The organism is Collinsella sp. OM04-5 (assembly GCF_003439125.1).
Lineage (GTDB): Bacteria > Actinomycetota > Coriobacteriia > Coriobacteriales > Coriobacteriaceae > Collinsella.
The window spans coordinates 44789-70372 of sequence record NZ_QSUU01000002.1 but is presented as its reverse complement, the minus strand read 5'-3'; the positions used below and the strand labels follow the sequence as shown (position 1 = coordinate 70372).

At 60.9% G+C, this 25584-nt stretch carries 30 protein-coding genes; 28 read left to right on the top strand and 2 right to left on the bottom strand.

Annotation, left to right across the window (positions count from 1 at the left end):
- Positions 1–56: 56 nt before the first annotated feature.
- Both DXB53_RS01520 and hydA read left to right on the top strand, forming a co-directional pair.
- Positions 57–671 (top strand): nucleotidyltransferase family protein, encoded by a 615-nt coding sequence (locus tag DXB53_RS01520; protein WP_158551618.1) that lies wholly within the window; start codon positions 57–59, stop codon positions 669–671.
- Between the two features lie 9 nt (positions 672–680).
- The gene (gene hydA, locus DXB53_RS01515) at positions 681–2048 is read left to right on the top strand and encodes a dihydropyrimidinase (protein WP_117583044.1); all 1368 of its coding nucleotides are present in this window, start codon (positions 681–683) and stop codon (positions 2046–2048) included.
- 79 nt (positions 2049–2127) lie between these two features.
- On the opposite strand, the gene yqeC is transcribed toward hydA, so the two are convergent.
- On the bottom strand, positions 2128–2865 hold the full coding sequence (yqeC, locus tag DXB53_RS01510) for a selenium cofactor biosynthesis protein YqeC (protein WP_117583043.1): 738 nt from the start codon (positions 2863–2865) through the stop codon (positions 2128–2130).
- 102 nt (positions 2866–2967) lie between these two features.
- On the opposite strand from yqeC, the gene yqeB reads away from it, so the two are divergent.
- From yqeB to DXB53_RS01395, 23 genes are all read left to right on the top strand, one after another.
- Positions 2968–3762 (top strand): selenium-dependent molybdenum cofactor biosynthesis protein YqeB, encoded by a 795-nt coding sequence (gene yqeB, locus DXB53_RS01505; RefSeq protein WP_117583042.1) that lies wholly within the window; start codon positions 2968–2970, stop codon positions 3760–3762.
- 9 nt (positions 3763–3771) lie between these two features.
- Positions 3772–4815 carry an XdhC family protein gene (locus tag DXB53_RS01500; RefSeq protein WP_117583041.1) on the top strand — a complete coding sequence of 348 codons (1044 nt, stop codon included), beginning with the start codon at positions 3772–3774 and terminating at the stop codon, positions 4813–4815.
- Positions 4816–5140: 325 nt separating this feature from the next.
- Positions 5141–5698, top strand: a complete 558-nt coding sequence (gene rplE / locus DXB53_RS01495; RefSeq protein ID WP_006235260.1) for a 50S ribosomal protein L5 — start codon at positions 5141–5143, stop codon at positions 5696–5698.
- Between the two features lie 79 nt (positions 5699–5777).
- The gene (locus tag DXB53_RS01490) at positions 5778–5963 is read left to right on the top strand and encodes a type Z 30S ribosomal protein S14 (RefSeq protein ID WP_022094280.1); all 186 of its coding nucleotides are present in this window, start codon (positions 5778–5780) and stop codon (positions 5961–5963) included.
- A gap of 119 nt (positions 5964–6082) precedes the next feature.
- Positions 6083–6481, top strand: coding sequence for a 30S ribosomal protein S8 (rpsH, locus tag DXB53_RS01485; protein WP_006235262.1), 399 nt, complete (start codon positions 6083–6085; stop codon positions 6479–6481).
- 33 nt (positions 6482–6514) lie between these two features.
- Positions 6515–7051 carry a 50S ribosomal protein L6 gene (gene rplF / locus DXB53_RS01480; RefSeq protein WP_006235263.1) on the top strand — a complete coding sequence of 179 codons (537 nt, stop codon included), beginning with the start codon at positions 6515–6517 and terminating at the stop codon, positions 7049–7051.
- 75 nt (positions 7052–7126) lie between these two features.
- A complete protein-coding gene (gene rplR / locus DXB53_RS01475) occupies positions 7127–7495 on the top strand; it encodes a 50S ribosomal protein L18 (protein ID WP_006235264.1) in 369 nt (122 codons plus the stop codon).
- Positions 7496–7509: 14 nt separating this feature from the next.
- Positions 7510–8034, top strand: coding sequence for a 30S ribosomal protein S5 (gene rpsE, locus DXB53_RS01470; RefSeq protein WP_055252236.1), 525 nt, complete (start codon positions 7510–7512; stop codon positions 8032–8034).
- Between the two features lie 2 nt (positions 8035–8036).
- Complete coding sequence (gene rpmD / locus DXB53_RS01465) at positions 8037–8219, top strand: 50S ribosomal protein L30 (protein ID WP_006235266.1); 183 nt, start codon at positions 8037–8039, stop codon at positions 8217–8219.
- Between the two features lie 3 nt (positions 8220–8222).
- Positions 8223–8672, top strand: coding sequence for a 50S ribosomal protein L15 (rplO, locus tag DXB53_RS01460; RefSeq protein WP_006235267.1), 450 nt, complete (start codon positions 8223–8225; stop codon positions 8670–8672).
- Positions 8666–9952, top strand: a complete 1287-nt coding sequence (secY, locus tag DXB53_RS01455) for a preprotein translocase subunit SecY (RefSeq protein WP_035137447.1) — start codon at positions 8666–8668, stop codon at positions 9950–9952. The genes rplO and secY overlap by 7 nt, the downstream gene beginning before the upstream one ends.
- Positions 9953–9970: 18 nt before the next feature.
- Positions 9971–10597, top strand: a complete 627-nt coding sequence (locus DXB53_RS01450) for an adenylate kinase (protein ID WP_055252238.1) — start codon at positions 9971–9973, stop codon at positions 10595–10597.
- Positions 10594–11382 (top strand): type I methionyl aminopeptidase, encoded by a 789-nt coding sequence (gene map, locus DXB53_RS01445; RefSeq protein ID WP_006235270.1) that lies wholly within the window; start codon positions 10594–10596, stop codon positions 11380–11382. The genes DXB53_RS01450 and map overlap by 4 nt, the downstream gene beginning before the upstream one ends.
- A gap of 148 nt (positions 11383–11530) precedes the next feature.
- Entirely contained in the window at positions 11531–11749 is a 219-nt protein-coding gene (infA, locus tag DXB53_RS01440; protein WP_035137443.1) for a translation initiation factor IF-1, read from the top strand.
- Between the two features lie 150 nt (positions 11750–11899).
- A complete protein-coding gene (gene rpmJ / locus DXB53_RS01435; RefSeq protein ID WP_006363204.1) occupies positions 11900–12013 on the top strand; it encodes a 50S ribosomal protein L36 in 114 nt (37 codons plus the stop codon).
- Between the two features lie 14 nt (positions 12014–12027).
- Positions 12028–12402: a 30S ribosomal protein S13 gene (gene rpsM, locus DXB53_RS01430; RefSeq protein WP_022094275.1), complete on the top strand. Its 375-nt coding sequence runs from the start codon at positions 12028–12030 to the stop codon at positions 12400–12402.
- A gap of 14 nt (positions 12403–12416) precedes the next feature.
- A complete protein-coding gene (gene rpsK, locus DXB53_RS01425; RefSeq protein WP_006235274.1) occupies positions 12417–12821 on the top strand; it encodes a 30S ribosomal protein S11 in 405 nt (134 codons plus the stop codon).
- A gap of 19 nt (positions 12822–12840) precedes the next feature.
- Positions 12841–13437: a 30S ribosomal protein S4 gene (gene rpsD / locus DXB53_RS01420; RefSeq protein ID WP_006235275.1), complete on the top strand. Its 597-nt coding sequence runs from the start codon at positions 12841–12843 to the stop codon at positions 13435–13437.
- A gap of 32 nt (positions 13438–13469) precedes the next feature.
- Positions 13470–14411 (top strand): DNA-directed RNA polymerase subunit alpha, encoded by a 942-nt coding sequence (locus DXB53_RS01415; protein WP_006235276.1) that lies wholly within the window; start codon positions 13470–13472, stop codon positions 14409–14411.
- 30 nt (positions 14412–14441) lie between these two features.
- A complete protein-coding gene (gene rplQ, locus DXB53_RS01410; protein WP_117583040.1) occupies positions 14442–14924 on the top strand; it encodes a 50S ribosomal protein L17 in 483 nt (160 codons plus the stop codon).
- 92 nt (positions 14925–15016) lie between these two features.
- A complete protein-coding gene (gene truA / locus DXB53_RS01405) occupies positions 15017–15841 on the top strand; it encodes a tRNA pseudouridine(38-40) synthase TruA (RefSeq protein WP_117583039.1) in 825 nt (274 codons plus the stop codon).
- Positions 15842–16044: 203 nt separating this feature from the next.
- The gene (locus tag DXB53_RS01400) at positions 16045–17043 is read left to right on the top strand and encodes a glycosyltransferase (protein ID WP_147330887.1); all 999 of its coding nucleotides are present in this window, start codon (positions 16045–16047) and stop codon (positions 17041–17043) included.
- Positions 17044–17175: 132 nt separating this feature from the next.
- Entirely contained in the window at positions 17176–17613 is a 438-nt protein-coding gene (locus tag DXB53_RS01395) for an arginine repressor (protein ID WP_117583037.1), read from the top strand.
- Between the two features lie 184 nt (positions 17614–17797).
- On the opposite strand, the gene DXB53_RS01390 is transcribed toward DXB53_RS01395, so the two are convergent.
- On the bottom strand, positions 17798–19996 hold the full coding sequence (locus tag DXB53_RS01390; RefSeq protein ID WP_117583036.1) for a transglycosylase domain-containing protein: 2199 nt from the start codon (positions 19994–19996) through the stop codon (positions 17798–17800).
- A gap of 162 nt (positions 19997–20158) precedes the next feature.
- On the opposite strand from DXB53_RS01390, the gene DXB53_RS01385 reads away from it, so the two are divergent.
- The 3 genes from DXB53_RS01385 (at position 20159) to DXB53_RS01375 (ending at position 25539) form a co-directional block, all read left to right on the top strand.
- Positions 20159–22135, top strand: coding sequence for a U32 family peptidase (locus tag DXB53_RS01385; protein ID WP_158556476.1), 1977 nt, complete (start codon positions 20159–20161; stop codon positions 22133–22135).
- Between the two features lie 97 nt (positions 22136–22232).
- Positions 22233–23444 (top strand): tyrosine--tRNA ligase, encoded by a 1212-nt coding sequence (gene tyrS / locus DXB53_RS01380; protein WP_035137437.1) that lies wholly within the window; start codon positions 22233–22235, stop codon positions 23442–23444.
- Positions 23445–23718: 274 nt separating this feature from the next.
- Positions 23719–25539 carry an adenine deaminase gene (locus DXB53_RS01375; protein WP_117583034.1) on the top strand — a complete coding sequence of 607 codons (1821 nt, stop codon included), beginning with the start codon at positions 23719–23721 and terminating at the stop codon, positions 25537–25539.
- Positions 25540–25584 lie beyond the last annotated feature (45 nt).

The following is a 25584-nucleotide window of genomic DNA, read 5'->3' as shown; positions in this document are numbered from 1 at the left end:
TGTAGATGCCCCGCGACGCGAGTTATGGGTACGATGGCTTCAGGGGAGGTATCGCCATGAAACTTGGTTGCGTCATTATGGCTTCGGGCGAGGGCAAGCGGTTTGGCTCTAACAAGATGCTTGCCGATATCTATGGCAAGCCGCTGATTGCCCGGACCATTGATTCGGTTCCCCGGGGCTTTGACGTCGTGGTTTCGACGCGTTGGCCCGAGGTCGCCCAGATTTGCGAGGACAAGCATTGCCCGTGTGTGCTGCACGATGGCAAACTGCGCAGCGAAAGCGTCCGTGCGGGCCTTTCGTGGGGAGTCGAACGCAACTGGAAAGGCTGCCTCTTTTTGCCGGGCGACCAGCCGCTTGTGAGTTCGGATTCTTTTGAGGGTATGGTTCGTGCGTTTGACGAGCGTGACCGCAATCATCCGGTGCGTCTTGCGTGCAACGGCGAGCCTTCGAGCCCGGTGCTCTTTCCGGCGGAATTGTTCGATGCACTTATGTGTCTTGAGGGTAAGGACGGCGGCGGTTCGATCCTCAAGGACCGTACCGACGTGGTGCTGGTCGAGGCGCGTGCCTACGAGCTGTGGGACGTCGATACCGTCAAGGGACAGCGACGCATAACGGAGCATATCGCCGCCTGCTCGTATTTTGATCGCGTGGCCAACTGCATCAATCAATAAGGAGCAATTATGATCATCATCAAAAACGGCGCACTCGTGACGCCCCAGGGGCTTCGCCGCGCCGATCTTGCCATGGATGGCGATAAGATCGTGCGGATTGCCGCGGCGATTGAGCCGGCCGAGGGCGATACCGTCGAGGATGCTGCGGGCTGCTGGGTGTTCCCGGGCTTTATCGATGGGCACACGCACATGCAGTGCTGGACCGGCATGGATTGGACAGCCGATAGCTTTGAGACCGGCACGCGCGCGGCTGCCTGCGGCGGCACGACGACCATTGTGGACTACGCGACGGCCGATCGCGGCGTGACCATGCCCGATGCCTTGGTCGAGTGGCGTCATCGCGCCGACGGCACCTGCACCGCCAACTATGCCTTCCATATGGCGCTTGCCGAGTGGAATGAGCGCAACCGCGCCGATCTTTCGGCCATGCGCGAGGCGGGCGTGTCGTCGTTTAAGACCTACTTTGCCTACGACCATCTGCGCCTGGACGATGCCGAGACGCTCGAGGTGCTGGAGGAGCTCAAGCGCGTGGGCGGTATCCTGTGCGTGCATTGCGAGAACGGCACGTTGGTCAACGCGCTGCAGAAGCGCGTGTTTGAGCAGGGTATCCACGGGCCCGAGGGCCATGCGCTCAGCCGTCCGGACGTGTGTGAGGCCGAGGCCGTGAGCCGCCTGCTGTATCTGGCGCACTTGGCCGGGGACGCTCCGGTCAACGTGGTGCACCTTTCGACCAAGCTGGGGCTCGAGGCCATTCGCGCTGCCAAAGCGCGCGGGCAGAAGAACATCTATGTCGAGACATGCCCTCAGTATCTGATGCTCGACGACACCTGCTATCTGGAGCAGGGCGAGGACGGCTTTGCGGGCGCCAAGTACGTGATGAGCCCGCCGCTGCGCCATGCCGGTGACCGTGCCGCGCTGCGCGAGGCGCTTGTGGCTGGCGAGATCGATACTATTGCGACCGATCATTGCAGCTTTAACCTGCACGGGCAAAAGGACCGAGGACGCGATGATTTCCGCGCGATTCCCAACGGCGGGCCCGGCGTGGAGCATCGTCCCGTCGCGATTGCCACGAGCTTTGAGGGACAGCTGGGCCCCGAGGACCTCTGCCGCCTGATGAGCGAGAACCCGGCGCGCGTGTTTGGCATGTACCCGCGCAAGGGCTGTCTTGCCGAGGGCTCCGATGCCGACGTGTGCGTGTGGGATCCCAAGGCGCGCTGGACGATCAGTGCCGCGATGCAGCATCAGGCTGTGGACTACACGCCGCTCGAGGGTTTTGAGGCACATGGCCGCGCCAAGGCCGTGTTTGTGAACGGCGTGCTGGCCGCGCGCGACGGCGAGCCCACCGGAGCCCAACCCGGCCGCTACGTGCCCCGCTAACGGGAAGACCGCCGGGGTAGCTAATTTGGGAGATGATTTTTTGGGACGGGGTAGCAAAAAGAGCCCCGTCCCAAATTTGCTACCCCTGGAGGCTGGTGGCGATGAGGGGGCGGTTGAGGGCTGCCTCGAAGCGATCTGCCATTGTTGGGTCGGCAAGCGTGTCGGCTTGGTTGAGCATGATACGGGCATTGTTGAGGTTCAGCATCTGCAGCTCGGCATTGAGCACCTGGGCGACGCGCTCTGGGGTGGCAGCGTCGGTGGGCTCGCAGCCGCAGCGCTCGCAGAAGAGCTCGGGGCGGTGGACGGCTTCGTTGATGGGCTTGCCGAGCCCCGAGGCGCCGACGACCCAGACAACGTTTGCCGTGGCGGCGGGAATTACCGGCTCCCAGGCGGCGTGCGCCTTGAGCGGGAGCCGCTTGCTGCCGTCCGCCTCGGCCAGGACGTAGTCAAAGCGCTGCGCCAGCTGGTCGAGCGGCGCGGCGGGGGAGGAGAGCTTGCCCGTCTGGGGGTCCAAGACACCTGCTTGGCAGATCCTTCCCCGCACAAGCCCCGCGCAGGCCTCGCAGGTGCAGCCTGGGGCGTGTAGGGCACCTGGCTTCCAGGGCGCGGCGTCCAGACGACGGCTCGATCCGTCCCACGGCACGCCGGCGACGGGAAACATATGCGTGGTGGTGCAGAGGAGCACGCGGCCGCCAGCGCGCATAAGCTCAAGGCTCAGCGTCTTGAGCAAGGTCGACTTGCCGCCGCTGCCGATAATCGCGGTAATGCCCGGCTCGATCCTGAGCGCCGAGGCAAGATTACCGTTAACCGTTTCCATATGTTCACCGCCGTATAATACTGTGATAATAAATAATCATCAGAGCAGCGGTCGAACCGCTTTTGCTCTGCTCAAACCGTAGCACAGGGAGGTGCCCCGGGAATGCTCGTTTATGTTCGCGGCGCCGGCGATATCGCCACGGGCGTCGCTGCCCGTTTGGTGCGCTCCGGCGTGTCGGTCGTTATGGCCGATATCGCGGTTCCCACGTGCATCCGCCGCACAATTAGTTTTTGCGAGGCCATTCGCCTGGGCGAGGTCGAGGTCGAAGGCATTCGCGCTCGCTTGGCGCAGACGCCGGCTGAGGCGCTTGAGATTACCGAGGCCGGAGACGTCGCCGTTGTGGTGGACCCTCAGGCCAAGATGCTCGGCGAGCTGAAACCCGCGGCTGTGGTCGACGCGATTTTGGCCAAGCGCAACTTGGGCACCACGCGCGACATGGCGCCTGCCGTCATTGCCGTGGGGCCGGGCTTTACCGCGCCGGTCGATTGCGACGCCGTGGTCGAGACCATGCGCGGGCATTTTCTCGGCCGTGTCATTACCCAAGGTTCGCCCCAGCCCAACACGGGCGTGCCGGGTGTCATCGCCGGCTATGGCAAGGAACGTGTTATCCACAGCCCCGCTGCCGGTGTGTTTAGGTCCGACCATGCGATCGGCGATATCGTGAGCGCCGGGGACGTGATTGGCTACGCGGGCGATACGCCCATGTGCACGCAGATCGATGGCTGCTTGCGCGGCCTTTTGGCCGACGGCGTTCAGGTGACCGAGGGCTTTAAATGTGCCGACGTCGACCCGCGCGGCGATGCCAGCTATATCAACTATATTTCGGACAAGGCGACGTCGGTCGGCGGCGGCGTGCTCGAGGCGCTCGCCATGCTCACCGGTGTATTCCAGGGATAGGAAATTGCAATGGAAAAGCTCGATGTGGTGAATGCTGCGCTTGGCGCTCTGAAGGCCGGTAAGACGTGCGAGCTGGTGGTAGTTGCCGGCACGGCAGGGTCATCGCCGCGCGGCGTGGGCGCCTGGATGGCCGTCTTTGCCGATGGCAGCCAAGCAGGTACCATCGGCGGCGGCAAGATCGAGCTCTTTGCGCTGAACGAGGCGCGCGAGCTGCTGGCCGCAGGGCAATCGCGTCTGGTCCGCTACACCATGGGCGGCGAGAACTCCGATACCGGCATGATCTGCGGCGGAGCCATCTGCCTGTGCTATCTGCACCTGGATGTATCGCAGGTGCTGTTGTTCCAGTCGGTTGCCGACGTCTTGGCGTATCGACGCATCGGCGACTTCGTCATCGACTTTGAACCGTTTATCGCAAACGCGCTCGAGGGCGATGTGGCCGAGTACCATGGCGGGGCATCGCGCCATACCATTGCGGGCTGCCCCGAGCTTTCGCTGGTGGAGGAGGGGAGTAAGGTCACCTACACCAACGCCGCCTCCGAGATTCCCCCGGCGCACATCGAGACGCTCTGCCCCGAGGGCCTGACCTACATCTTTGGCTGCGGACACGTGGGCGCTGCGACGGCGCGCGTACTCACGGCGGCGGGCTTTGCCGTTGTGGCGTGCGATGACCGCCCCGGCACGCTGACGCCCGAATGGGTGCCCGGTGTCTACGATCGTCGCCTGGTCGATTACAAGAACCTGAGCAAGCAGTGCCCCATCGGCCCGCGCGACTTGGTGGTCGTGGCCACAGCAGGCCACAAGTCCGATATCGACGTGGTGATTCAGGCCATGCGCGCTAAACCCGCCTATCTGGGCTGCTTGGGCTCGCGCCGCAAGACGGCCTTTGTGCGCGCCCGTTTGGAGCAGGAGGGCTTTACGCAGGACCAGATCGACGAGCTGCACCTGCCGATCGGCGTTGCCATCGAGGCCGAGGATCCCGAGGAGATTGCCATCTCCATCGCCGCCGAGATGATCCACCTGCGCCGCACCAAACTCGTCCCCCGCAAGCGCTAGTCGCATCCCCATCAATAAGTTGCGGTGAAATGCGGGCTGTTTAAGCCAGTTAAGCCGTCAAACAGTCCCTATTTCACCGCAACTGTCATTTTCCTCCGTCGCATGCGGATCGGTTTGTGCGGGGGAGTTGTGGAGTTGTGCAGGCAGACGAGGTTTTTCTGGAAAAACGCTCCCGATGCGCGTATAGTACCGATTGTTTTGTCGGCTCCTGCTGTGTCGAGTCCAAACCGCGTAATGCCATGAGCGGCGCGGATGCAGCCAGGAGGCACGAGGACAACCCATCGTGGCCACGCCCCGTGCTTAAAACCCCAAGAAGGAGTGAACAATGGCAGAAGAGAAGTATGTGCCGCGTCTGAAGACCAAGTACAACAACGAGGTCAAGCAGCAGCTTCAGGACAAGTTCCAGTACGAGAACGTCATGATGATCCCCAAGTTTGAGAAGATCGTCGTGAACATGGGTGTCGGCGAGGCCGCTACCGATTCCAAGGCCATCGACGGTGCCGTGCGCGACCTGCGCGCCATCACCGGCCAGCAGCCGATGATCACCCGTGCCCGCAAGTCCATCGCTACCTTCCGCCTGCGCGCTGGTATGCCGATCGGCTGCAAGGTTACCCTGCGTGGCGACCGTATGTGGGAGTTCTTCGATCGTCTGACCTCTGTCGCAATCCCCCGTATCCGCGACTTCCGCGGCATCTCCGCCAAGAGCTTCGACGGCCGTGGTAACTTCTCCATGGGCGTCACCGAGCAGCTCATCTTCCCCGAAATCGACTTCGACTCCGTCGATCACCAGCGTGGTATGGACATCACTTTCGTGACCACCGCCAACACCGATGAGGAGGCCAAGGCCCTTCTGGACGCCTTCGGTTTCCCGTTCAAGAAATAGGTTCACCTGCCCTATGAGCGCCGTTCCCAGAAGGGGGCGGCGCTTGGGGCGAACAATACTCTATGTGAGGAGGATATAAGTGGCTAAGACATCGATGATCGTCAAGTGCAATCGCAAGCAGAAGTTCTCTACTCGTGAGTACACGCGCTGCCAGCGCTGCGGCCGTCCGCACTCTGTGTACCGCAAGTTCGGCCTGTGCCGTGTCTGCTTCCGCGAGCTTGCACTCAAGGGCGAGCTTCCCGGCGTTAAGAAGGCCAGCTGGTAAGTCACTACCAGCGTTTCAAGCATCAGTTTGGAACAGGGAAAACGCGCTAAAAAGGCTTTGCCGTTAAGGGCGGCGAAGAACCAAGAGCACGTGTTCATCAAGAACGAAGGAGAATCTGTATGAACCTTACAGACCCGATCGCAGATATGCTTACGCGCATCCGTAACGCTAACTCTGTGAACAAGGCCACGGTCTCCATGCCGAGCAGCAAGAAGCTCGTCGAGATCGCTCGTGTTCTGCACGAGGAGGGCTACATCGAGGGCTACGATGTCGAGGACACCGTTCCCCAGAAGACTCTGCACATCACGCTTAAGTATGGTCCCAAGAAGGCTAAGGTCATCAACGGCATCCGCCGCATTTCCAAGCCGGGCCTGCGTAAGTACACCGGCGTTGCCGACATGCCCCGCGTCCGCGGTGGCCTTGGTACCGCCATTATTTCCACCAGCCATGGCGTCATGACCGACCGCGATGCTCGCAAGCACAACGTCGGCGGCGAGATCATCGCTTACGTCTGGTAATTCGCTCGGTAGGTAGAAGGAAAGGAGATCACCGTGTCTCGTATCGGTAATAAGCCTGTCCAGATTCCCGCCGGAGTCGAAGTGGCAGTCAACGGCAACAACGTTGTCGTCAAGGGCCCCAAGGGCCAGCTCGAGCTCGATGTCTTTGAGAAGCTCGCTATCAACGTCGAGGACAACGTCCTCACCGTTTCCCGTCCCGACGACGAGCGTGAGACCCGTGCCCGCCACGGCCTCACCCGCGCCCTCATCCACAACATGGTTGTTGGCGTTTCCGAGGGCTTCGAGAAGAAGCTCGAGCTCGCCGGCGTCGGTTACCGCGTGCAGCAGAAGGGTAAGAACCTCGAGTTCTCCCTGGGCTTCTCGCACCCCGTGATCGTCGAGGCTCCCGAGGGCATCACCTTCGAGGTTCCCGACAACACCCACGTGAACGTCAAGGGTATCAACAAGCAGCAGGTCGGTCAGATCGCCGCTGAGATCCGCGGCCATCGTCCTCCCGAGCCTTACAAGGGCAAGGGTATCCACTACGTTGGCGAGCACATCCGCCGCAAGCTGGGTAAGGCCGCCAAGTAGTCGTAACCGACTCACTCGCATAAGACCAGCACCCCGTCAGGTGCTGGCAAGATCAACCTTTTTAGGAGTTTACGTATGAACAAGCATAAGGCGAAGCTGGAAGGCCTCAAGCGTCGTCAGCGTCGTGTTCGCGGCAAGGTCTCGGGTACCTCCGAGCGTCCGCGTCTTCGCGTGACCCGTACTAACGCCAACATCTATGCCCAGATCATCGACGACAGCAAGGGCTCCAGCCTGACGCTCGTCTCTGCCTCGACCCTCGAGGCCGAGTTCAAGGGCACCCACACCTCGAACAAGGAGGCTGCGGAGAAGGTCGGTCAGCTCGTTGGCAAGCGTGCCATCGAGGCCGGCATCACCAAGGTCGCCTTCGATCGCGGTGGCCGTATCTACCATGGCCGCGTCAAGGCCCTCGCCGACGGTGCTCGTGCCGCCGGTCTCGAGTTCTAGGAGGTATGTAGCACATGGCTCGTAATCAGAAGCAGCAGCGCGAGGCCTCCGAGTTCGAGGAGCGCGTCGTTTACATCAACCGCGTGTCGAAGACCGTCAAGGGTGGTCGTCGCATGAGCCTCGTCGCTCTCGTCGTCGTTGGCGACGGCAAGGGCAACGTCGGCGTTGGTATGGGCAAGTCCGCTGAGGTGCCCCTGGCCATCTCCAAGGCGTCTCTCGATGCCAAGAAGAACATGTTCCACGTGCCGGTGACCGAGCAGGGCACCATCCCGCACGAGGTTCTCGGCCACTTTGGTGCCGGCCGCATCATCATCAAGCCCGCTGTCGAGGGTACCGGCGTTATCGCCGGCGGCGCTGTGCGTCCCCTCTTCGAGCTTGCTGGCATCAAGAACGTCCTGTCCAAGTCCCTCGGTACCGACAACGGCCTCAACATCATCAAGGCTGCCGTCGAGGGCCTCAAGGAGCTCTCCAGCCCTGAGGACGTCGCGGCTCGCCGTGGCCTGACGGTCTCCGAGATGTTCGTCGGTAAGGAGAACTAAGCATGGCTGACACCATCAAGATCAAGCAGGTCCGCAGCACCAACGGTTGCAAGCAGGACCAGGTCCGTACTGTCCGTGCCCTCGGTCTCCACAGGATCCGCGAGGTTCGCGAGATTGCTGACAACGAGTCCGTCCGCGGCATGATCTTCAAGGTCAAGCACCTTGTCGAGATTGTAGAGGAGTAGCAAATGCAGCTTCACGATCTTACTCCCGCGCCCGGTTCCACCAAGAACCGCAAGCGCGTCGGCCGTGGCAATTCTTCGGGTCACGGCACCACTTCTGGCCGCGGCCAGAAGGGCCAGGGTTCCCGCTCTGGTGGCACCAAGGGTGCCGGCTTCGAGGGTGGCCAGACTCCGCTGGCTATGCGCCTGCCCAAGCTTCCGGGCTTCCGCAACCCCCGTCGTATCGAGTACACCGCTGTTAACGTTGAGCGTCTCGAGCGTAAGTTCGAGGACGGCGCCGTAATCGACGGTGCCGCTCTTAAGGCCGCTCGCATCACCAAGAGCGAGTTCGAGCCCGTCAAGGTGCTCGGCAATGGTGAGCTCACCAAGAAGTTCACGGTCAAGGTCGACAAGGTCAGCGCTTCTGCGCAGGCCAAGATCGAGGCCGCTGGCGGAAAGGTCGAGCTGCCGTGCTAAATGGTCTTAAGAATGCTTTCCGCATCAAAGAATTGCGCGAAAAGATTCTTTTTACCATAGCTATGCTCGTCGTGTACCGCATTGGTGCGCACGTTCCTGTGCCCGGCATTCCCTTCCAGGGGATGCTGGGCCTTTTCTCGACCGATAACAATTCGGTCGCCGCAGGTGCTATGGCCCTCCTGAATCTTTTCTCTGGCGGCGCGTTGAGCTATGTGTCGGTGTTTTCGCTGGGCATCATGCCTTACATCACCAGCTCGATCATCCTCCAGATGCTCCAGGCCGTCGTGCCTTCCCTGCATGAGCTTGCCCGCGAGGGCGAGGTCGGTCAGACCAAGATTACGCAGTATTCGCGTTACCTCACCCTGGCTCTGGCAATCCTCAACTCCGTGGGTTACCTCTTCCTCTTTAAGAGCTTCGGCATCAGCTTCAATGGCGCCGGCGCTCCCGAGATCATCTTCGACCTCATGATCGTCGGTACGCTCACCGCAGGCGCTATGCTGATCATGTGGATTGGTGAGCTCATCACCCAGCGCGGTATCGGCAATGGCATGTCGCTGATCATCTTTGCGAACATCATGGCCGGCCTTCCGCAGGCCATCTTCTCCAGCACCGAGGGTAATGCCGGTGGCATCATCACCATGGTGATCATCTGCGCCATCATCCTGCTGGTTATCCCGCTGATTGTTTTCCTTGAGCGCGGCCAGCGCCGCATCCCGGTCTCCTATGCCAAGCGCGTCGTGGGCCGTCGCATGATGGGTGGCCAGACCACCTACCTGCCCATCAAGGTCAACACCGCGGGCGTCGTGCCGATCATCTTTGCCTCGGCGCTGCTGTACTTCCCGGCTCAGATTGCCGTGTTCTTCCCCGGCATCGGCTGGATTCAGGCAGTTGCCTCTGCGCTTTCGACCGGTTGGCTCAACTGGGTGCTTAACGTTGTCCTCATCGTGTTCTTCGCGTACTTCTACACCTCCATGGTGTTCAACCCCGATGACACGGCCGACAACCTTAAGAAGCAGGGTGGCTTTATTCCGGGCGTCCGTCCGGGTAGGGCTACCGCGGCCTACATCAAGAACGCGCTCAACAAGATCACGCTTCCCAGCGCTGTCTTTTTGGCGCTCATCGCCATCGTGCCTTCGATCATCTTCTCCTTCACGGGTAACCATCTGATCCAGGCATTTGGCGGCACGTCCATCCTCATCATGGTCGGCGTCGTGCTCGACACGGTCGATAAGCTCGAAGGCCAGATCAAGATGTATGATTACGATGGATTCTTTAAATAGGCTAGAGGAGGATTGCTCATGAACCTCGTATTGCTCGGAGCTCCGGGTGCCGGTAAGGGCACCGTCGCGCAGGAGCTCGTCGCCGAGTTTGGCGTCGCTCACATTTCCACGGGCGACCTGCTGCGTGCTGCCGTCAAGGGTGGCACCGAGCTTGGTATTCAGGCTAAGAAGTACATGGACGCTGGCGAGCTCGTTCCCGACCAGCTCGTGATCGACCTTGTCAAGGAGCGCCTTGCTGCCGATGACGCCCAGCAGGGCTTCATCCTCGACGGCTTCCCGCGCAACACCGCCCAGGCTGTGACGCTCGACTCCGAGCTCTCCGCCATGGGTCGCGAGATCGACTGCGCCCTTCTGGTCGACGTGGCCCCCGAGGTCATCATCGATCGTCTGTCTTCGCGTCGCACCTGCCGCGCCTGTGGTTACACCGGCACCGCTGCCGATGCTACCTGCCCCAAGTGCGCCGGCGAGATGTATCAGCGCGACGACGACAAGCCCGAGACCATCAAGAATCGTCTCGACGTCTACGAGAAGTCCACGAGCCCGCTCGTCGACTACTATCGTGGCCAGGGTCTGCTCAAGTCGGTCAACGGCGACCAGGCTCGCGAGACCGTGTACGGGGATGTCAAAGAGGCTCTCGGTCTATGATCAAGATTAAGTCTGCAACGCAAATCGAGCAGATGAAGAAGGCAGGAGCGCTATCTAAGATGGCGCTCCGCCACGTTGGAGCCATGGTGCGCCCCGGTGTTTCGACTTTTGAGCTCGATCAGCTTGCGGAGCAGATTATCCGCATGCATGGCGGCACCCCGGCCTTTAAGGGTTACGGCGGGTTCCCGGGGACCATTTGCGCATCGATCAATGATGCCGTGGTCCACGGTATTCCCAACCCCGACATGATCCTGCGCGATGGCGATATCATCTCCATCGATACGGGAGCCGTTGTCGACGGTTGGGTCGGCGATAACGCTTGGACGTTTTTCGTCGGCACCCCCACGCCCGAGGCTAAGGCCCTGTGCGAGGTCACGCGCGATTGTCTTAAGGCTGCCATCGAGCAGGCTGTTCCCGGTAACCATATCGGGGACGTCGGTTATGCCGTTCAGTCCCTCGCCGAGTCTCACGGTTACGGCGTGCTTCGTGACTATGTGGGCCATGGCATTGGCCGCGTGATGCACGAGGACCCCAACGTTCCTAACTATGGAAAGAAGGGGAGGGGCGTTCGCCTCCAGGCCGGCATGGTCATTGCCATCGAGCCGATGGTTACGATGGGTTCCAACCATGTGAGCACGGGCTCCGACGGTTGGATTGTTACGACCAACGACCACCTGCCCGCCGCGCACTACGAGAATACCGTCGCCATTACCAATGACGGTCCGGTGATTCTCACCACGGATGCCCAAGGTGCTTGGTGTTCCTTGCAGGGCGGTGAAATGTAGGGGCCGCGTTCAAACACGTCGGCATCTACATTTCTGAAAAGTAACAAGTTCCGCTTAGTTGTGGAGCCATTACGAAGATATTACGATACGTGCATGCGTATTGTAGAATACTCAATCGCTGTCGTTTTCTAGAGAAAGATGATTGCTTGTGAAGAAGGAAGACGCAATTGAGCTCGAGGGTACGGTAAAGGAGCCGCTGCCCAACGCCATGTTTAAGGTCGAGCTCGAGAACGGTCATTCGGTTCTGTGCAACATTTCTGGCAAGATTCGAATGAATTACATCCGTATTCTCCCCGGTGACAGGGTTGTCGTGGAGCTTTCCCCGTACGACCTGACCCGTGGCCGCATCACCTATCGCTACAAATAGCGGCACGCATACACGCACTCCACTTCCGGCTGCAGGCTTAGCTCAACCTACGGTCGGATTGTGTGTGAAGACCAGCCATAGTTTTAAACGCCTGCGGCTGGGCGAGTAGATAGTAGGGAAGTAGTTTGAGCGCTACCGAAAGGAAGAACGATGAAGGTACGTCCTTCGGTCAAGAAGATGTGCGATAAGTGCAAAATCATTAGGCGCCATGGCAAGGTCCTCGTCATTTGCGAGAACCCCCGTCATAAGCAGCGTCAGGGTTAAGAGAGGAGACTACGTTGGCCCGTATTAATGGTGTCGACCTCCCGCGTGAGAAGCGCGTTGAGATCGGTCTGACCTACATTTACGGCATCGGCCGCACCACTGCGACGAAGATCTGCGTCGAGTGCAACGTTAACGTGGATACGCGCGTTAAGGACCTCACCGAGGATGAGGTTAACGCCATCCGCGATTATATCGATAAGAACCAGATCATGGTTGAGGGCGACCTCCGCCGTGAGCGCAACCAGAACGTCAAGCGCCTTATGGACATCGGCTGCAACCGCGGCCTTCGTCACCGCAAGGGCCTCCCGGTCCGCGGCCAGCGCACCCACACTAACGCTCGTACCCGCAAGGGCCCGAAGCGTCAGATCGGTGCTAAGAAGAAGAAATAAGGAGCGCTAGATAGATGGCTACTGCTAAGAAGAACGTTCGCGCTGCCCGTCTGAAGCGCGCGGACCGTAAGAACATTTCCGTGGGCCAGGCTCACATTCGTTCTACGTTCAACAACACGATCGTTTCGATCACCGATCCCCAGGGCAACGTCATTTCCTGGAAGTCGGCTGGCCAGGTGGGCTTCAAGGGCTCCCGTAAGTCCACGCCGTTCGCTGCCCAGATGGCTGCCGAGGCTGCTGCCAAGCAGGCCATGGAGCACGGTATGAAGAAGGTTTCCGTCTTCGTCAAGGGCCCCGGCTCCGGTCGTGAGACCGCCATCCGCTCCCTCCAGGCTGCTGGCCTCGAGGTCTCGAGCATCCAGGACAAGACCCCCATTCCGCACAACGGCTGCCGCCCCAAGAAGCGTCGCCGCGTGTAACTGAAAGGATCGTATCAATATGGCAATCGACAGGACTCCTGTTCTTAAGCGCTGCCGTCAGCTCGGGATCGATCCCGCTGAGCTCGGTTACAGCAGCAAGAAGGAATCTATCCGTCAGCCCAAGCGCCGTCGCAAGGAATCTGAGTACGGCATGCAGCTGCGCGAGAAGCAGAAGGTCAAGTTCATCTATGGCGTTCTGGAGAAGCAGTTCCACGGCTACTTCAACAAGGCCCGCAAGATGAACGGCGTCACCGGTGAGAACCTCATGATCATCCTTGAGTCTCGCCTTGACAACGTCGTCTTCCGTCTTGGCTTCGCCCGCACCCGCAAAGAGGCTCGTCAGTCCGTCCGTCACGGTCACTTCACCGTGAACGGCAAGCGCGTGGACATCCCGTCCTACCGCGTCAAGGCCGGCGACGTCGTCGCTGTCGGCGAGAAGTTCCGTGACCTCCTCCCCATCAAGGAGGCCCTGATTTCCTCCGAGCGCTTTGAGGTCCCTGGCTGGCTCGAGGTCGATATCGAGAAGCTGTCTGGTAACGTGCTCGCTCTGCCGACGCGTGAGCAGATCAGCGGTGATATCAACGAGCAGCTCATCGTCGAGCTCTACTCTAAGTAGTCCATCCGGGCTGCTGAGGCTGGAGGTAATACATGTCAGAATTCATTAGGCCTCAGGTTCAGGTCGAAGAGATCAACGAGACGTCTGCTCGTGTCTCCGTTGAGCCGCTCGAGCGTGGCTACGGCGATACGCTGGGTAACTCCCTTCGTCGCGTTCTTCTGTCCTCGCTCGAGGGTGCCGCCGTCGAGGCTATTCAGATCGATGGTGCGCAGCACGAGTTCATGACCATCCCTAACATGGTCGAGGATGTCACCGACATCGTCCTGAATGTCAAGGGTCTTGTCTTCAGGGCTCTCGGCACGACCGACGAGGCGACCGCCACCATCTCGGTTGACGGCCCCTGCGAGGTCACCGGTGCGGACTTCTTTATTCCGTCCGAGTTTGAGCTGGTCAACCCCGAGCAGCACATCGCTACGCTCACCGAGGGTGGCCATCTAACCATGAGCATGCGCATCGGCTATGGCCGCGGCTATGTTTCTGGCGAGGCTAACAAGCGCGACAACGATCCCATCGGTGTGATCCACGTCGACTCGCTGTACTCGCCGGTTTCCCGTTGCGCCAAGCTCGTTGAGGCTTGCCGTGTCGGTCAGCACACCGACTACGACCGCCTTGTCCTCGAGATCGAGACCAACGGCTCCATCGCCCCGCGCGACGCCGTGGTCCAGGCTGCCAATATCATCAACCAGCATATGGCCGCCTTTATGAACCTTGCCGAGACCCCCGAGGTCGAGGAGGAGGCTTCGATCTTCGCTCCCGAGGTCACCAACGACAACGCCGAGCTGGACAAGCAGATCGAGGATCTGGACCTTTCCGTCCGTTCCTACAACTGCCTTAAGCGCGCCAGCATTCACTCGGTCCGTCAACTCGTTGAGTTCTCGGAGAACGATCTGCTCAACATCCGTAACTTCGGTGTTAAGTCGATCGAGGAAGTGAAGGACAAGCTTGAGTCCATGGGCCTGAGCCTGAAGGCTTAATGCTTCGCATATTTGAGGAGAAACTAGACCATGCGTCACAACGTTAAGAAGGGCCTGAAGCTCGGCACCGATGCGAGCCACACCAAGGCCATGAAGAAGAGCCTTGCTAAGGCCCTCTTCGAGAACGACCGCATCAAGACCACCGAGACCCGCGCTAAGGCGCTGCGTTCGGTCGTCGATCCGATCATCACTTGGGCCAAGAAGGGCGACCTGCACTCTCGTCGTCTGGCTATCGCCAAGCTCGGCGATAAGCAGCTCGTTGCCGAGATCTTCGACAAGGCTGCTCAGGGCATGTGGCAGGACCGCAACGGCGGTTACACCCGCATCATGAAGCTCGGTAACCGCAAGGGCGACAACGCTCCCATCGTTATCATGGAGCTCGTCACCGAGCCTTGCACGCCTAAGGCCAAGAAGGCTGCTCCGGCCCCCAAGAAGGCCGCTGCTCCCAAGAAGGTCGAGGCTGTCGAGGAGACCGCTCCCGAGGAGGCTCCTGCTGAGGAGACCGCTGAGTAGACATTCCGTCTGCATAGGCTATATTCGAGGGGTACGTTCGCGTACCCCTCTTTTTTTGTCGCGATACCGTTGCTTGTTTGTTGGGAGCGCCCATGACTGCGCCGTCTGATTTCAATTCGATTTCCGAGCTTGACGCCACGCTCGTATTTCGCGTGGCCTATGATGGCTCATCGTATAGCGGATTTGCCGAGCAGCCGGGACAGACGACGGTTGCGGGTGAGCTACGTCGAGCCATCGAGACGCTGCTTCGCCGCCCGATCGATCTGACGTGCGCGGGGCGTACCGATGCCGGCGTGCATGCCGTGGCTCAGTACATCAGCGTGCCCGTAACGGACGCTGAGCTCGCCTGTACGCGCCGTAGGTGGCTGCGGGCTATGGATGCCCTCCTGCCTAAAGATATCGCCATAAACGAGGTCTACAAGGCCCGTAGAGGCTTTTCTGCACGTTTTGACGCGCGTTCCCGTACGTATACGTACCGTATTGCCGATCGAGATGCGCGCCCCGTGCTGTCCCGCGGTGCCGTGTGGTGGCATCGCTATCCCTTGGATGTAAAGGCTATGTCTGCTGCCTGCCCCGCTCTGCTGGGCGAGCAGGACTTTAAAAGCTTTTGCAAGGTTGCCTCGGCCGTTGGCAAGCCCACGCATCGCTGCGTGATGCGTGCCGAATTTGGCCATGAGGTTGCGTTTGGCGAGGACATCCTGACGTTCACCATCGAGGGCAATGCGTTTCTGCATTCGATGGTCCGTACGATCGTGGGCACGCTTGTCGAGATTGGCATGCATCGCCGTGAACCCGAGTGGATGCGTGAGGTTATCGATGCTTGCGACCGTACCACTGCGGGCCCCACGGCTCCTGCCTGCGGCCTTACGTTTATGGGCGTGGATTACGATCCCGCCGAGCTTGTCGTGCTCGACTAGGGGAGGGCTCGACGTCTCGTGCGTCGACACCTGTCATCTGTGGGCTGCGCGTGTGCAACATCTGTTCTTGGCGTGCAATGCAACCGGTGTCTCATTGCTTTTATTGCCGGGGTGTACCATGAACCACGGTTTGATTCATTGCTGTCGAGAGGACGGATAATTTGGTTCGACGTGGCTCGCATCCGCGACTTTCGGTGATCCTTGTGGTAGAAGGCTCGCCCAGCTATGCGATGCGTGCGCTCGAGAGTATCCAGAACCAAGACCTCTACGATTTGCAGATTGTCGTTGTCTGCCGCGATGCTGCGCCCGGTGTGCGCCATTCGCTTCAAGTTGCTGCCGACAGGGACATCCATATTGATTTGATTGACGTCGAGGACGCGAAGCACGGCGCTTGTCTTCGTGCCGGTTTTGCTGCCTCGCGCGGCTCTCAAATCATCGCTATGAACGCCGATGAGTGGTTTGCTCCGCAGTCCCTTTCCAAGATGGTCGATATCGCGTGCGATACTGCGGCAGACATAGTGTTCCCCACGGTGTCGCTCGACCGCTATGATGCACATCGAGAGCGCCATTCGCGTGTCTTGGATGCTGCCTCTATTGTCATTGAAGACAAGTCTTCGATGGTGGCCGGGCTGCCCCAGTTGATTTTAGGCGGCTTGGTTGCTCAAGTTTCTGGCGTGATGTACAGCCGTCCGCTGTTTGAGGCATGTCTTTTGTGCGATAAGACGTTTCGCACGGTTGGGTTTATGGCGTGTGCGCTCTCGCAGGCACAGCGCGTCTCCGGATGCGGCGACGCTTGTTTCCACGCGGCGGCGCCTAAGCTTACAGATGCCTTTGATCCCACCATGTATGCCAAGGTATCCGATGACACCCGGGCGCTCGACGAGCTTGCGGACTCACTCTCGGAAGCAGATAGCGGTGGTCGGCTCAAGCTGGCAAGCCAAAAGTTCTACTTTGCCGGACTGGTCGCCTGCATCGAGAATTTGTGTCTGAGCCCGCATGGAGTGTCGTCAATCGAGCGTTCCGCCCGCATGCGTGATATGCTCGAGGCGCCTCGAACCCGTCAGATGGTCGCCGCGCTCAAGGACAACCATCGGGGACTCGGTCTGTTGTTTGGGCCGATCGCCAGCGCCAAGCCTGCGCGCTGCGTGATGTGTACGCATCTGGCAGCTTTTCTTAACCGGACGGGCGCAAAAACCGCCTAAACGGCTCATTTCGAAACAAATTTGCATAGAATTGTTTCGAAATGCGTTCTTATACACAAAAGCCTTCAAATAGCGTTAAACTATTCAATCACTGATTGATTGTCTCCGCCATCTTTTGGAGAGAGGGTTTGTATGGCTAAAAAACGCAATGGGCGCCAGGATGCCATTAGAGTTATTGTGCGCAATAAGGACGTCCGCACGCAGCGCGTGCTGGTCGATGAGCTCCGCGCTATGGGCTTTGATTGCACGCAAGCGACTGTCTCTCGCGATATTGCCGATATGGGGCTGCGTAAGCTCCCTGAGGGCATCTATGTTCTGGCAGAGGACCTACACCTGCAGCGTATGGTTTCCGAGCTCGTAACGGGCGTTCTGCGTACCGATAATCTGGTTATGATCAAGGCTCAGCCTGGCACGGCTTCCGGCATCGCCGCCGCCGTTGATGCGGCAGAGTTGCCCGATGTGCTTGGCTCGCTTGCCGGCAACGATACGATTTTGGTTATTGCCCAGACGGCCGAGGACGGCGAGCGTCTCGAGGCGCTGATCAATAAGCTGAGCAATTCTCGCAAGTAGGCGTGCGGGTCGTGCGCTCGGCACTGCGTGCGCTTACATAGTGGCTTGTAAGGGGTATCGACGTTGGTCGGTACCTCTTTTTGTTTGCCGGTATAAAGACCGCCCACCAGGTCGCTTCAAACTAAAAGGCCCCGAGCAGTTCAATAAGCTGCTCGGGGCCTTGTTGGCTTTAGTCGCGTACTTCTTAGCCGACCGTATCGTCAGGCGTGGGCGAGGGGTCGGGAGTGGGCGTAGGCGTAGGCGTGCCGCCATCGCCGCCGGTCGAACCACCAGTGGAGCCGCCCGTCGAGCCACCGGTCGTACCGGTGCCGCCGGTGGTGTCGCCGCCCGTGGTCTCGGTGGTCGTGGTCGTCGTGGTAGTCGTTGTGGTGGTTTCCTCTTCCTCTTCCTCTTCGTCCTTGTCCTTGTCGTCGTTCTCCGACTTCTTGGTGTTGTTGGTGCCGTAGAACTTCCAGACGCTGTTGTTCTTGTAGGTGGGCGCCGTTCCGGTCGCAAACTCCTCGCGCTCGGTACCGGTCAGAACGGTGTTCATAAACCGCTTAAAGACAGGCAGGTTGGTGCTGTCTCCCAGCAGGTCCGTGCCGTACTTTTGGATGGGGATCTCGCCCGCGGAATAGCCGGTCCACAGGGCGCATGCCAGCTGCGGGGTATAGCCGCAGAACCACAGGTTGGTGGTGTTGTCGGTGGTGCCCGTCTTGCCGGCATAGGGCTGGTTGACACTCAGGGCGCCGGCAGCACCCGTACCGCTGCCCTTCATGACGCCGGACAGAACATCGGTGACCGCGGCGGCCTCGCCCTCGGTAAGCACCTGTGAGGGATTGTCGGTGTGCTGGTACAGCACCGAACCGGTACGAGAGTCAATCTCGGTGATGGCGATCGGCTGGCGATAGTAGCCGCCGTTGGCAAACGTCGCGTAGGCGGCGGCCATCTCGAGCGGCGAGATCGAGCCGGTGCCGAGGGTCATGACGGGAACGTCCTCGATGTTGTCCTTGGCGGGGTCGATGCCGAGCTTTTTGACGAGCGAGATGATCTTGCTGTTGCCGACGGCTTCCGCCACCTGGATGTAGCCGGTGTTGGAGGAGTATGCCGTCGCCTGCTTAAGCGTGATGTTGCCATAGCTCTGGTTGGCGTAGTTTTGTACCTCGGTTGTGGTGCCCTTGGCCTTGAGCGGCGAGTTGCAGTTGAGGGTGACGTTGGGGTTCATGCCGTTTTGGATGGCAGTTGCCAGCGTAAAGGCCTTAAAGGTGGAGCCGACGGGACGCTTGGCCGTGGCATGGTTTACGTGGTTCTCGTCGGCGTTGTAGTCGTAGCCGCCCACCATGCACTTGATGTAGCCGGTCTTGGGGTCGACGACGACCATGCCCATGTCCAGGCCGTCAAGCGAGAGCGTGTCGAGCTGCTCGCGGACGGCATTCTCTGCCACCTGCTGCATCGTGGGGTCGATGGTGGTCTTGACGGTCAGGCCGCCCTTAAAGAGCACGTCGGTCGAGAACTCCTGCTCCAGTAGCTGCTTGACGTAGGAGACAAAGTAGGGCTGCGAGTATACGTCGACGCCGCTGCCCGAGATTTCGGTCACGTTGAGGGTGATGGGCTCGGCCTGTGCGGCATCGTGCTCCTCCTGGGTGATGTGGCCCAGGCGCAGCATGTTGTCGAGAACCTTGTTGCGGCGAGACAGTGCCAGATCGGGGTTGACCGTGGGGTCGTACTGCGAAGGCGAGTTGGGAAGGCCGATGAGCAGCGCGGCCTCGCTGAGGGTGAGGTCGGCGGCGCTCTTGGACAGATAGGTCTCGGCTGCGGCCTCGATGCCGTAGGCGCCGTGGCCGTAATAGATGGTGTTGAGGTACATCATGAGGATCTCGTCTTTGGAGTACATGTCCTCCATCTTGATGGCGATGTAGGCCTCGCGCACCTTACGCTCAATGGTCGAGTCGAACTGCTCCTCCTGCAGGATGGTGTTGCGCACAAGCTGCTGGGTGATAGTCGAGGCGCCTTCGTGCCCGCCACCGAGGGTTGCCACCGCAGCACGCGCGATACCCCACAGGTCGATACCGCCGTGCTCGTAGAAGCGCTCGTCCTCGACGTCAACGGTGCCCTGCAGCACGTAGGGGGAGACCTCGTCCTTGGTGATAGACTTGCGGTTTTGCGTGTAGAAGCTCGCGATCTTGTTGCCGTTGCAGTCGACGATCTCGGTGGGCTCGCTCACCAGATACGCGTTGGCGTCGGTGTAGTCGGGCAGATCGGACAGCCAGCGGTTGACGTTGCCGACCATGCCGATGCCAAATGCCACGCCCGCAATCAGCAGAAAGCCCAAAAACGAGAGCAGGATTATGGGCAGAGCATGCGTCTTTGAACGGCTGCGTCCCTGTCGTTGGCGAGGACCCATATATTGACCTCCAGGTATGTCGTGCCGGACGGTGGATGTGCCGTCGGGGCAGGATGGACATAAGTTATTACACGATAAACCAAACGGGGCGCGCGAGGCCTCGTGTATGCTGGAAGACGGCATTTTTCAGAGTGAATGCATACCTTGGTAAGGAGTTTGTCGATGGCGATTCGGACGATGGGGCCGAGCGGACAATACGAGACTGGATTGGATGCTGCCGGTGCGGCGCTGCCCGAGCTGCTGGCGCCGGCGGGCGGACTCGACCAGATGCTTGCGGCCATCGCCGCGGGTGCCGATGCCATCTATGCGGGGTTGGGCGGCTTTAACGCCCGTGTGAGCGCCCATGGCTTTACGGATAACGAGTTTGCGCGCGGCTGCGCCGTGGCGCATGCCCATGGCGTGCGTGTGTACGTAACGCTCAACGTGTTCGTGTTTGACGATGAGTTGTCCGACGCGGTGGCGTTGGGAGCTCATGCACTGGAGCTGGGCGCCGATGCTCTGATTGTCGCCGATGCCGGGTTGGCCTGCGCGCTGCGCGCGGCGATTCCCGGGGTCGAGATTCACCTGTCCACGCAGGCGGGCGCTCATAGCGAGGGTGCCGTGCGGCTTGCCGCCGATGAGCTGGGGGTCGAGCGCGTGACGACGGCACGCGAGCTGACGGTCGACGAGATTGCGGCGCTATGTGCCACGGGCGTGCCCATCGAGGTATTCTGCCACGGTGCGATTTGCATCGGCTATTCGGGGGCGTGCGAGTTCTCGGTCCTGCGGCGTGGGCGCTCGGCGATGCGCGGCGACTGCACGCAGCCGTGCCGTCTGGCGTACGACCTAGTGGACGAGGCGGGACAGAGCGTTGTCGCCGTCGAGGGGGATCGTCTACTGTGTCCGCGTGACTATCTGGGTATCGCGCACCTGCCCGAGCTTGTTGCCGCCGGCGTGGCATCGCTCAAGATCGAGGGACGCATGAAGAATTCCGATTACGTATTCAACGTGGTGAGGGTGTGGCGTCGGGCACTCGATATGCTGTGCGACGGCGCGTGGGACTCCGGTGCCGTGGAAGAGCTTGAACGCGAGCTGGGAAGGTCGTTTAACCGTGGGTTTACCGATGCTTACCTGCGGGGTCGTTCGGGTGCCGAGCTCATGAGCTTTGAGCGCGCGATCAACCAGGGCGTGCGCGTGGGCCACTTGGTGGCGGTGGGTCACGAAGAGGTGACGGTTGAGCTTGATGCCGCCGTGGCGGCGGGCGATACGCTCGAAATTCGATTTTACCCGGGTGCCGACGCGCGTCCCGATGTGCCCAAGCGCTGGCCACAGGTGCCTTGCCCCGTGGATGCCGCTGCGGGAGAGCGCATCGTCGTGCATTGCAAACGTAAGGTGGACGCGGGCTGCGAGGTCTATCTGATTCGCAGCGCCGGCGTGTTGGATCAGGCGGCGGCGGTGTTGGAGCGCATGCGGGCCGAGGCGGATGCGATTGCGCCCGTTGCGCGTGCCGTTGAGGTGCTGCCCTTTGAGGACGCTGCGGTGGATGGCGGTGCGTCGACGGAGTTGGCGGGGTCGGCGGGGCCGGCAAAGCGCGAGGATTTTGCTCGTATGGTCTTTGCCTGGGAGCTGATGGATGTGGGTCCGTGCGATGAGCGAGATCTGTCCGATACAACGGTGGTGCTCGACGAAGTGTGCCGCGCGGGCGACGCCGAGCGGACTCGGGCGCTTATGCAGCGTGCCGGGCGCGTCGTCTGCCGCAATCTGGGACAAGTGGCGATGGCCCGCGAGCTGGGCACAACGTTTGACGTGGCGGCGCCGGTGTTCTGTGCCAATCGGGCCACGCTTACCTGGCTGCGCGGACTCGGTGCGGGGCGGGTGTGCTTGTCGGCCGAGTTGCTCGGCAATGATGCGGAGCGTGTTGCCGAACTTGCCGCTTGCCCCGGTGTCTTGGGGCCTGTCGATGCCGACCGTCCCGAGCTCATGGTGTGCGAGCACTGCTTGCTGACTGCCGAGGGCGCCTGCGCCACGGATGCAACGGGGCAGGTCCGTTGCCGTGACTGCTCGCGCCGTCAGCAGGCGCGCTTTTTGGTCGAACGTGACGGCACGCGTTTGCCGGTCGTTATCGACGCGTGCGGCAGGACGAGGATTTTCCTGTCGTAGGTGCCGCGTCGCGCTGTTTTGGTTATTATTAGTGGGTTTATGAACTTCCAGCACCGCCGTATCCGGTGAGGGTGCTATAGCAAAAGGAGGATACCCAATGCTGTCTGTTGACGAGCAAATGCGTATCATCACCTCGGGTGCAGCGCAGATCGTCCCCGAGGCCGACCTTCGCAAGAAGCTTGAGAAGGGCGAGCCCCTCAACATCAAGCTCGGCGTCGATCCCACCAGCCCCGACCTGCACCTGGGCCATGCCGTGCCCCTGCGCAAGATGCGTCAGTTCCAGGACCTGGGCCACAACGTCACCCTTATCATCGGCAACGGCACTGCGCTGATCGGCGACCCCTCGGGCAAGAACTCCACCCGCCCGCAGCTTTCGCAGGAGCAGATCGAGGCCAACGCCGAGACCTACGTGAGCCAGGCCATGAAGATCCTGGACCCCGAGAAGACCACCATCGTGCACAACGGCGACTGGATCCTTTCGATGGACCTGGCCGGCCTGCTGCAGGTGTGCTCCAAGTTCACCGTCGCCCGCATCCTCGAGCGCGACGACTTTACCAAGCGCTACCAGTCCCAGACGCCGATTGCCCTGCACGAGTTCCTGTACCCTGTGATGCAGGCCTTCGACTCCGTGCAGATCAAGGCCGACGTCGAGATGGGCGGCACCGACCAGCTCTTTAACCTGCTCGCCGGCCGCGAGCTCATGGAGAAGATGGGCATGGAACCGCAGATCGCGCTCACCATGCCGCTGCTCGAGGGCACCGACGGCGTCCGTAAGATGTCCAAGTCCTACGGTAACTACATCGGCCTGACCGATGCTCCCAAGGATATGTTCGGCAAGACCATGTCCATCCCCGACGAGATGATTGGCAAGTACTATCGTCTGGCCAGTTCGCTCACCCCGGCCGAGGTCGACAAGATCGATGCCGCCCTGGCCGATGGCTCCGCCGACCCCTACGAGCTCAAGCGCGCTCTAGGCCGCGACCTGTGCGACACCTACCACGGTGCTGGCGCCGGCGACGAGGCTCAGGCCGAGTTCGACCGTGTGTTCAAGGAGGGCCAGCTTGCCGACTTCCCCGAGAAGCACGTTGAGCTGACCGTCAACGACGAGGGCCAGATTTACCTCGCTGGCCTGCTCAAGGACCTGGGCCTTTCGGCCAGCGCCGGTCAGGCCCGCCGCGACATCGACGGCGGCGGCGTCAAGATCAACGGCAAGGCTGTGGCTCCCAAGAGCTACAACATCGATCCGAGCGCCCTCAAGCTGGGCGACACCCTCTCAGTAGGCAAGCGCAAGGGCTTTAAGTTGGTCTAGCAAGTAGGTCAACCTAACATGTGCAATAGGGCCGCAGCCGGAACGATTCCGGCTGCGGCTTTTTTGGCACTTGGGGACGTTCCTTTTGTGCCGGCACTTTGGGACACTCCTTGTCATTGGTGCAAAGTAACCTGTCCCCATTGCGCCAAGCGGCGTGTGCCGTTAAGCGGACGGGGTGTTAGCGGGACCTTCTTTTGGGCATACAATTGCTATTGGCTTGCTGCGGTGAAGGCTCGTCCGCTCCGCAGTTATTTCTACAGTTAAAGGAGAATGTATGTCCGTTGAGGTCATGAGGTCTGTGATCGAGGCCGCCGAGGGCCGCGTGCCCGTCGACACGCTGTTTACCAATGCGCAGATCGTCGACGTGTATGGCCAGCGTGTGGCGCCCGGTAGCGTTGCCGTCAAGGGCGGCGTAATCGTCGGCGTGCTCTACGACGGTCGCGACGATGCCGCTGGCACCTACGAGGCAACTGAGGTCGTCGACTGCCAGGGTCGCTATCTCGCCCCCGGCTTTATCGACGGACATCTGCACATTGAGTCCTCGAACATCCGCCCCGCCGAGTATGCGCGCATGGCGGCGACGCGCGGTACCACCACCGCCATTGCCGACAGCCACGAGATCGCCAACGTGGCGGGGCTCGACGGCCTGCGCTTTATGATCGAGGACGGCCGCCGCGCACCCATCTCCATCAAGTACATGATGCCTTCGTGCGTGCCCGCGCTGCCCGACGAGCAGGCCGGTGCCGTTATTTCGGCTGTCGATATGCAGGCGTTTTTTGCCGAGCATCCGGGCGATGTCTTTGGTCTGGGCGAAATGATGAACCTGCCGGGCGTCTTTATGGCCGACCCCGAGACCTGTGCTCGCATCGATGCTGCCAACCAGACGCCATCCAAGCAGGTTGACGGCCATGCGCCACTCGTTGCCGGTAAGGACCTCAACGCCTATGCCGCAGCGGGCATTATCGCCGACCACGAGTCGACGATTCCCGAGGAGGCGCTCGACAAGCTGTCCCGCGGCATGTATGTGATGCTGCGTGAGGGTACGTGCAGCCACGACCTGGCCAATTTGTCTCCGATGCTGCTGGAGAACCCTGCCCGCGCCCGCCGCTGCTGCTTTGCGACCGACGACCGCGCTCCCTCCGATGCTCTTTCGGCCGGCATGATCGACAATGCCTGCCGCGTGGCCATCGAGGCCGGCATCGACCCGGTGGTCGCCATCTCCATGGCGTCCCTTTCCACGGCTGAGGCATTTGGCCTGGACCACGGCTGTCGCGACCCGCATGAGCTCCGTGGCGCGATCGCCCCGGGCAAACGCGCCGACCTGCTGTTGCTCGATGACCTGACGTTTGCCAAGGCTCCGCATCGCGTATATGCCGCCGGTGCTCTGGTGGCGCAGGACGGCACCTTTGTGGGCGAGATCGCACCCGAGATGGCCGAGGTTGCGGCCCTTGCCGATGAGCTGCGCGCCTCCGTTAAGCTGCCGAAGCTTTCGCTCGACGTGTTTGACTATGCCTTTAAGCCGGGCGAGGCCGTTATCGATGTCATCCCGGGTATGGCTATCACGGGTATGGCCCGCCCCGAGAGCGCCGAGGACTTGCGCCGCATTATGCTGATCGAGCGCCATGGCCGCGGCGTGTCGCTGCAGGCCGAGGGCGCCGATGGCGACGGCCCCGCTGGCTTGGGCCTGGTCGGCAAGCATATCGGTCGCGGCTGGGTGCGCGGTTTCACCATCACCGGTGGTGCCATTGCCTCCACGATCGGCCACGACTCGCACAACGTGTGCGTGGTGGGCGACAATGCGGCGGATATGATGGCTGCCGTTGAGGCCGTGGGCCAGGGCGGCCACGTGCTGGTGCGTAACGGCGAGGTCGTGGCGCGCATTCCGCTGGCGCTCGGTGGCCTTATGAGCGAAGGCACGGCCGAGGACGTTGCCGCGCAGCACGACGACTTTATGGTCAAGGCACGCGCCATGGGTATTGAGCCGCCGCTCGACCCCATCATGGGCATCATCTTCCTGCCCCTGCCTGTTATCCCGACGCTCCGCATCCGCCCCGAGGGCATGTTCGACGTTACAACCTTCACCTACGCCGACTAGTCATCGGGGACGTTCTTAAACGACTAGTCATCGGGGTGGCGTGTC

Bases quoted from the DNA above. Each gene is read 5' to 3' on its own strand.
- rplQ (WP_117583040.1), top strand. From the start codon at position 14,442: ATGCGTCACAACGTTAAGAAGGGCCTGAAGCTCGGCACCGATGCGAGC.
- rpsK (WP_006235274.1), top strand. From the start codon at position 12,417: ATGGCTACTGCTAAGAAGAACGTTCGCGCTGCCCGTCTGAAGCGCGCG.
- rpmJ (WP_006363204.1), top strand. From the start codon at position 11,900: ATGAAGGTACGTCCTTCGGTCAAGAAGATGTGCGATAAGTGCAAAATC.
- tyrS (WP_035137437.1), top strand. From the start codon at position 22,233: ATGCTGTCTGTTGACGAGCAAATGCGTATCATCACCTCGGGTGCAGCG.
- rplR (WP_006235264.1), top strand. From the start codon at position 7,127: ATGAACAAGCATAAGGCGAAGCTGGAAGGCCTCAAGCGTCGTCAGCGT.
- rplO (WP_006235267.1), top strand. From the start codon at position 8,223: ATGCAGCTTCACGATCTTACTCCCGCGCCCGGTTCCACCAAGAACCGC.
- DXB53_RS01450 (WP_055252238.1), top strand. From the start codon at position 9,971: ATGAACCTCGTATTGCTCGGAGCTCCGGGTGCCGGTAAGGGCACCGTC.
- DXB53_RS01520 (WP_158551618.1), top strand. From the start codon at position 57: ATGAAACTTGGTTGCGTCATTATGGCTTCGGGCGAGGGCAAGCGGTTT.
- rpsD (WP_006235275.1), top strand. From the start codon at position 12,841: ATGGCAATCGACAGGACTCCTGTTCTTAAGCGCTGCCGTCAGCTCGGG.
- yqeC (WP_117583043.1), bottom strand. From the start codon at position 2,865: ATGGAAACGGTTAACGGTAATCTTGCCTCGGCGCTCAGGATCGAGCCG.
- yqeB (WP_117583042.1), top strand. From the start codon at position 2,968: ATGCTCGTTTATGTTCGCGGCGCCGGCGATATCGCCACGGGCGTCGCT.
- rpmD (WP_006235266.1), top strand. From the start codon at position 8,037: ATGGCTGACACCATCAAGATCAAGCAGGTCCGCAGCACCAACGGTTGC.
- DXB53_RS01415 (WP_006235276.1), top strand. From the start codon at position 13,470: ATGTCAGAATTCATTAGGCCTCAGGTTCAGGTCGAAGAGATCAACGAG.
- DXB53_RS01395 (WP_117583037.1), top strand. From the start codon at position 17,176: ATGGCTAAAAAACGCAATGGGCGCCAGGATGCCATTAGAGTTATTGTG.
- DXB53_RS01385 (WP_158556476.1), top strand. From the start codon at position 20,159: ATGGCGATTCGGACGATGGGGCCGAGCGGACAATACGAGACTGGATTG.
- rpsH (WP_006235262.1), top strand. From the start codon at position 6,083: ATGAACCTTACAGACCCGATCGCAGATATGCTTACGCGCATCCGTAAC.
- truA (WP_117583039.1), top strand. From the start codon at position 15,017: ATGACTGCGCCGTCTGATTTCAATTCGATTTCCGAGCTTGACGCCACG.
- rpsE (WP_055252236.1), top strand. From the start codon at position 7,510: ATGGCTCGTAATCAGAAGCAGCAGCGCGAGGCCTCCGAGTTCGAGGAG.
- DXB53_RS01375 (WP_117583034.1), top strand. From the start codon at position 23,719: ATGTCCGTTGAGGTCATGAGGTCTGTGATCGAGGCCGCCGAGGGCCGC.
- rplE (WP_006235260.1), top strand. From the start codon at position 5,141: ATGGCAGAAGAGAAGTATGTGCCGCGTCTGAAGACCAAGTACAACAAC.
- DXB53_RS01500 (WP_117583041.1), top strand. From the start codon at position 3,772: ATGGAAAAGCTCGATGTGGTGAATGCTGCGCTTGGCGCTCTGAAGGCC.
- DXB53_RS01390 (WP_117583036.1), bottom strand. From the start codon at position 19,996: ATGGGTCCTCGCCAACGACAGGGACGCAGCCGTTCAAAGACGCATGCT.
- hydA (WP_117583044.1), top strand. From the start codon at position 681: ATGATCATCATCAAAAACGGCGCACTCGTGACGCCCCAGGGGCTTCGC.
- map (WP_006235270.1), top strand. From the start codon at position 10,594: ATGATCAAGATTAAGTCTGCAACGCAAATCGAGCAGATGAAGAAGGCA.